5 protein-coding genes are annotated in these 6,859 nt (G+C 56.3%); 4 read left to right on the forward strand and 1 reads right to left on the reverse strand.

The genetic code is table 11. From position 1 onward, the window contains the following. Window positions 1–681 precede the first annotated feature (681 nt). Entirely contained in the window at window positions 682–1,758 is a 1,077-nt protein-coding gene (locus AAAB35_RS02540; RefSeq protein ID WP_340666666.1) for a 2,3-butanediol dehydrogenase, read from the forward strand. A gap of 74 nt (window positions 1,759–1,832) precedes the next feature. Continuing rightward, window positions 1,833–3,635, forward strand: coding sequence for an NAD(P)/FAD-dependent oxidoreductase (locus tag AAAB35_RS02545; protein WP_340666667.1), 1,803 nt, complete (start codon window positions 1,833–1,835; stop codon window positions 3,633–3,635). Between the two features lie 150 nt (window positions 3,636–3,785). Here AAAB35_RS02545 and AAAB35_RS02550 read toward each other — a convergent pair whose 3' ends face one another. Continuing rightward, window positions 3,786–4,844 (reverse strand): LacI family DNA-binding transcriptional regulator, encoded by a 1,059-nt coding sequence (locus tag AAAB35_RS02550; RefSeq protein ID WP_340666668.1) that lies wholly within the window; start codon window positions 4,842–4,844, stop codon window positions 3,786–3,788. 236 nt (window positions 4,845–5,080) lie between these two features. Between AAAB35_RS02550 and AAAB35_RS02555 the strand changes: the two genes are divergently transcribed. Together AAAB35_RS02555 and AAAB35_RS02560 are read left to right on the forward strand one after the other, a co-directional pair. Continuing rightward, window positions 5,081–6,070: an autoinducer 2 ABC transporter substrate-binding protein gene (locus tag AAAB35_RS02555; RefSeq protein ID WP_340666669.1), complete on the forward strand. Its 990-nt coding sequence runs from the start codon at window positions 5,081–5,083 to the stop codon at window positions 6,068–6,070. A gap of 71 nt (window positions 6,071–6,141) precedes the next feature. Further along, on the forward strand, window positions 6,142–6,859 hold a 718-nt coding region (locus tag AAAB35_RS02560; RefSeq protein WP_340666670.1), incomplete at its 3' end, for an ATP-binding cassette domain-containing protein.

Here is a 6,859-nt window from a genome sequence, read left to right on the forward strand (position 1 = left end):
CAATGTATTTGGCCGAGGGACGATTGCCGTCAGGCGCTGTTGGAGGCTGCCAATACCAATACAACCTGCCCCTCGCCTCGCACGTGTACGCGGAGCCTCCCTGTGAGGTCAATGCGGAGATATTTCCTGTCCACGCGCGATGCACAAGGTCAGCGAAGATGGTCTGGATCGCAATCGGGAGTTCTTCGATTGTCAGCACAGGTACCCGCGTTATAGGCAAATTACGTTGATTGCCTACAACACGCCCATTACCAATTTCGCTAATATGGCAATAACATTAACCCGGGCTTTTCATATGTGGGAGGTCGGCGAAGCACCCGGCACCGACTGCCCAATCAGCGTCGTCGTTAACACTCCGCTTCCACTTACCAGACCAACCTAGCTTTCGTTCAAGGACTGGAGCCGCCTTTTGCGTTCCAATAGTCGGCATACTCGAGCTCCGAACCGTTGCAACTGTTGCGCGATGTGGCGCCCCAACTGTTTGGGTGCCACACAATGCGCGCCGCTGTTGCGGAACTTCTAAATACTATACCCAACAAAAACAACAACATAATGTCCAACCGTCGCTTTGGCATGGTTCTTGCTCTTCCATCCCTGGCAAGTGAATCGGCGGACTTCCGTCTAAAGACCGCTAAACAAATCGAACAGGCTCGTCTTTCTACGTCGGGCAGGGAGGAACGAATGAAAGCACTGCGTTTCCACGCGGCGAAGGATTTGCGTCTGGAAAATATCGACAAGCCCGCTACGAACCCACCCAAGGGACAGGTCCTCATCCGCAACACGTTCGTCGGCATTTGCGGAACGGACCTCCACGAATATGTGTCTGGCCCAATCTTTATTCCAGTTGAACCACATCCCTTCACCGGGGCCACCGGCCCCCAGGTGCTTGGCCACGAGTTTGGCGGTATCGTCGAGGCGGTAGGCGAGGGCGTAACGTCAGTTAGCCAAGGCGACCGTGTCTCCGTGCAACCTCTCATCATGCCCCGTTCCGGTGATTACTTCGCTGATCGCGGTCTGTTTCACCTCAGCACCGACCTGGCCCTCGCAGGACTAAGCTGGCAATCGGGAGGAATGGCAGAATACGCGGTGCTTAACGAATACAATGTTCAGAAAATCCCCGACGAAATGACCGACGAGGAAGCTGCCCTCGTCGAGCCCACCGCGGTTGCGGTCTATGCCTGTGACCGTGGCGGCGTAACCGCAGGAAGCAGTGTCTTGGTAACGGGAGCCGGACCCATCGGTGTGTTGACGTTGCTGGCAGCCCGCGCTGCGGGTGCAGCTCAGCTCTTTCTCTCAGACGTCAATGACACTCGGCTAGAACTCGCAACAACCATCTTGCCCGACGTCATTACAATGAACCCGTTGCGTGAAACGGTGGGAGACGTGGTACGATCCCGGACGGAGGGCAGTGTCGGCTGCGATGTCGCGATCGAATGTGTTGGCAACGAACATGCCTTGAAAGCCTGCGTAGATGCCGTGCGCAAACAAGGGGTTGTCGTCCAGACGGGACTTCACCCGCACGAAAACCCGCTCGACTGGTTCCAGGTCACCTTCAAGGACATAGACGTACGCGGTTCATGGGCTTATCCGACCCATTATTGGCCGCGTGTAATCCGCTTGATCAGTTCTGGTCTCCTGCCGGCCGACAAGGTCATTACCAAGCGTATCACCCTTGATGATGCGATTTTTGAAGGTTTTGACGTCCTGCTTGATCCTGGAGGCAGGCATCTGAAAATTCTGATCGACTTAACCGCCTGAGCGGAACATTGCGGGTAGAGGAGCCCGCACCCGCCGACAAATAGACATGCAACAAGCAGATGGAGGAGATTTTCATGCTTGACGACAGCCCCCACCAGAAAATCGAGACCGTGCTTGGCAAACTCGAAAGAGCATTCGCCAACAACGATATCGATGCAGCCGTTAACCTGTTCCAGGAAGATTGCTACTGGCGCGATCTAGTAACATTTACCTGGAATATCAAGACGTTGGAAGGGCACGACCAGATACGGGCCATGTTGACGAACCAGCTCGCACACATCAGGCCAAGTAGCTTGCGCCAGGATTTGAACGAGGTCGCAACCGAAGACGATGGGATCGTTCAGGGCTGGATCGAATTCGAGACCGATGTTGCGAGGGGATATGGTCATATCCGCCTGAAGAACGGCCACATTTGGTCGCTGTTGACGACAATGACCGAGCTTAAAGGCCACGAAGAATCCAGGGGATTTTTGCGCCCCCTCGGTGCGCAGCATGGGAGTGAACCCAACCGCAAGAGCTGGAAGGAAAAGCTCGAAACGGAGGCCGCGGAGCTTGGCTACTCAATCCAGCCCTATTGCGTCATCGTCGGGGGAGGGCAGGGTGGTATTGCGCTTGGCGCTCGCCTGCGCCAGCTGGGCGTGCCGACGATCATCATTGAGAAGAATGAACGGCCCGGCGACAGTTGGCGTAATCGATACAAGTCATTGTGCCTGCATGATCCGGTCTGGTACGACCACCTTCCCTATATTCCGTTTCCGGACAATTGGCCGGTCTTTGCGCCGAAGGATAAGATCGGCGATTGGCTCGAAATGTACACCAAGGTCATGGAACTCAATTACTGGAGTTCAACTGTCTGCAAATCTGCCAAATATGACGAAGCGGAAGCCGAGTGGACGGTTATTGTCGAGCGCGCCGGAAGGGAAGTGATCCTGCGACCCAAACAGCTCGTGCTGGCAACAGGCATGTCTGGTAAGGCCAACTGGCCGTCGTTCAAGGGCATGGACGTGTTCAAGGGCGAGCAACAGCATTCTTCCCAGCATCCTGGACCGGAAGCCTATGCGGGAAAGAAAGTCGTCGTCGTCGGCTCCAATAATTCGGCCCATGATATCTGTGCGGCGTTGTGGGAAGCGGGGGCTGACGTGACGATGCTCCAACGCTCCTCGACCCATATCGTCAAATCAGACTCACTCATGGATATCGGCCTCGGTGATCTCTATTCCGAACGTGCCGTCGCAAGCGGCATGACCACACGCAAGGCCGATCTCATCTTCGCGTCGCTGCCCTATCGGATCATGCATGAGTTCCAGATACCCATTTACAATAAGATCCGCGAGAAGGACGCGGACTTCTATGCCCGCCTGGAGAAAGCTGGATTCATGCTGGATTTCGGCGATGATGACTCCGGACTGTTCATGAAGTACCTGCGCCGGGGTTCAGGCTACTATATTGATGTAGGGGCTTGTGACCTCGTTGCTGACGGAAAAATCAAGCTCATCAGCGGTGCAAATATTCGCGAACTTAATGAAAATGGGATCATTCTGGAAGACGGGCGGGAACTGGAGGCTGATCTGATCGTCTATGCAACGGGTTATGGGTCAATGAATGGCTGGGCGGCGGACCTGATCTCGAAGGATGTCGCCGATAAAGTCGGCAAATGCTGGGGCCTCGGGTCCGGCACAACCAAAGACCCTGGACCGTGGGAAGGTGAGCAACGCAACATGTGGAAACCAACCCAGCAAGAGGCGCTTTGGTTCCACGGTGGCAACTTGCATCAGTCCCGTCACTATTCGCAATACCTTTCCCTCCAGCTGAAGGCCCGGATGGAAGGTATCGAGACGCCAGTTTTTGGTCTGCAGGACGTACATCACCTTTCGTAAAAAGACTGAAATGACTGACACGCACCCCCGAAGGCGCGTGTCAGTTTGCTTCTCGATAGGGCGGAACCCAGACTTTTGGGTCGCGTTCAGCATCCGCCAGGAATCTGAATCATCCGGCACCGCGCGAAGCGGGCCGATGCAGAGAATAAATCATGCGATATCCCTGATCGCGTCGAGCGGCCCCGTCAGGGCAGTACGCGGCGGTATGAGCTCGGGCTGGACGAGATAAGTACGGATGGATGGATGGGTCTCCGACATAATCTCAAACGCCTTCGTGATCATGCCGTCGACATCCTGACGGATCATGATGACAGGAAATTGCAGAAATGAGCCGAAAGGGTCGTAGTCGTAGCAGCCGACGACGAGATCCTGAAACGTCTCGTTCGGATGGTGCGCCATGAAGCGCAAAAGCCCCTCGAAGTTGATCGAAGAGTTGACGAAGAGGGCGCGTGGCAATTTGCCGGCCCTTTCGTAGAACCGCTCGAACGCAACCTGCGCCGTACTTGGTGAATAGCCAGTCCGTATGATGCATTCATCGCAATCACTCCCAGTCAATTCGCGTTTTATCGCACGAAAGCCGCGAATACGCTCGCGGCTGGCGTGATCGTCGCGACCGCCAAAGAGATAAATCTCGTCCGAAGGCGGATAATTTCCCTCGCCGAAGTAGCGGATGATTGCTTCAGTAAGCATGCGCCCACCCTGGTAATTGTCGCTGATGACGGAGGGCGCCCTCGTGCCTGGAAGATCAATATTGACAATCTTGAGAGGTGAACCTGCACAGACCGCACCGATACCATCAGGGTCGGTCGCACCCGCTACGATCAGTTCATCAACCGAATAGGCAAGGAGCGCCTCGACGGTCTTGCGTTCCTCCTCAGGATCGCGGCAGGCGCTGACAACGACCGGGCACTGACCCCGGCTGCGCACATGCGCCTCGAATGTCTGCGCCATGGACGAAAAATAGCGATTGTCATGGACGGGCAAGAGAAGGCCGACCAAACCTGATCGCGACCTGCGCAGGCCCCGCGCCTGGAGGTTGGCGGTATACTGATGTTCTTCGGCAAGATCGCTGATGAGCTTGGCAGTGCTCTCCTTGATCCGCCTCTTGCGCCAGGTGCCGTTGAGCACCGCACTCACGGTTGACGGCGAGGTTCCCGAAAGGACGGAAAGGTCATAGATCGTCGCCTTCTTTTTCGAATGATGTTCCATCGATTTCTCCTCCCGCATTGTTAGTGCGAAACGCCGCTTGACGAAAGCCACGTTCTGGCGGATATTTATTGCACCATCGATTGTGCTATTTTGCAACATCGATGGTGCAGCGGGTGTCGCGTTGAGGAGGCGAGATCGCACAGGCGGAAATTTTCAACGCCGGTCGATAACTGCAGATGCCCACCCGCCAGTTGAGTGATAAGCTCCTGCGGGGAGCAAAATGGAGGAGGATTAGCATGCGAAAATTTCTGATCGCCACCGTTGCGGCGTCACTGTCCATCGCCGCTTCTTTTGCAGCACTTGCCGCTGATAGCGGCAAAGTGGGTGTCGTCGTCAAGATCGGCGGTATTCCGTGGTTTAATGCCATGGACGCAGGCATCAAGGAACAGGGCAAGAAGCTTGGCATTGATGCATTCATGGTCGGGCCGACGAGCGCCGATCCGGCGCTGCAGGTACGGGCCATTGAGGATTTGATTGCGCAAGGCGTGAAGGTCATCGGCGTCGTCCCAAATGACGCTAAGGTGCTCGAGCCCGTCCTTTCCAAGGCAAAGGAGAAGGGCATCATCGTCATCACGCATGAATCGCCAAATCAGAAAGGCGCCGACTGGGACTTCGAGCTTGCGTCCTCCACTGGTTTTGGCGAAGCGCACGCAAAGCTCCTTGCCGAAAAGATGGGCGGGAAGGGTGAATATGCCGTCTTCGTCGGTTCGCTTACGGTGCCGTTGCACAATGCATGGGCGGATGCGGCCAATGCCTATCTGAAGAAGAATTATCCGGATATGAAGCTCGTTGGTGAGCGCTACGGCGTTGCCGAGGACGTCGACAAAAGTCGTTCAACCGCGCTCGACCTCATTTCGGCACATCCGGACCTCAAGGGCTTCCTTGCTTTTGGCAGCCAGGGACCGATCGGTGCAGGGCGGGCCATTGAGGAGCGGCGCAAGACGGGCCAGATCTTCGTGCTCGGACCCTTCTCGCCTGGCCAAGGCCAGAAGCTGATCAAGTCCGATGCGATTTCCGGAGGGTTCATGTGGAATCCGAAGCAGGCAGGCGAAGTCTTCGTCACCTTGGCTGACAAGCTCATGAAGGGCGAAGAAATCAAGGATGGGGAGACCATTGAGGGTCTCGGCGTCATCCATCCGGATTTCACCAATCACAACATCATCGTCGATGAACTGGTGCCGATCAATAAGGAAACGGTTGGCGATCTGGCCAAGATGGGTCTTTGAACCGTTAGCGGAACCTTCTGCTGCCGGGCGCGGGCTGTCCGGCCCGGCAGCACTTTGAAGACGAGCACACGATGGCTGATACACTCAACAGGGAGCCTGGCGTGACGCCGCTCCTTTCGCTGCGCAACATCAACATGACCTTCGGCGGCATCAAGGCGCTCAAGAATGTGAGCTTTGACGTGCTACCAGGTGAGGTCCACTGTCTCGCCGGCGAGAACGGCTCTGGAAAGAGCACCTTGATCAAGATCATCACCGGCGTCTACCGACCCGAATCCGGCGCGGTCATCGAGTATGACGGCCAGACCTATGCGCATATGTCGCCGGTGACCGCTCAGGCCGGCGGAATCCAGGTGATCTGGCAGGATCTTGCGCTGTTTCCGGAAATGACCGTCGCCGAGAACATTGCCTTTCACACCGTCGTCGGCGGACGCCCGCGCCTCGTCAACTACAAAAGGATGCGCGACATCGCGATAAGGGCACTACAGCGCCTCGGCGTGACACTCGATGTCGATACCCCGCTGAAGGAATACTCGATCGCACAGCGGCAGATCGTGGCGATTGCCCGCGCGCTCATTGGCGAGGCCAAGGTTGTCTTCATGGACGAACCGACGGCGTCGCTAACGCAATCGGAAACCGATCATCTGATCAAGATCGTCCGCTCCCTTTCGGACTCGGGCGTTGCGGTGGTTTTCGTCAGCCATCGCCTCGCCGAAGTCCTTGAGATTTCCAATCGCATTACGGTGCTTCGCGACGGCGCGCTCGTGGGCGTCTATCCCGTCGAAGGCATGA

Source organism: Phyllobacterium sp. (assembly GCF_037994425.1).
GTDB lineage: Bacteria > Pseudomonadota > Alphaproteobacteria > Rhizobiales > Rhizobiaceae > Phyllobacterium.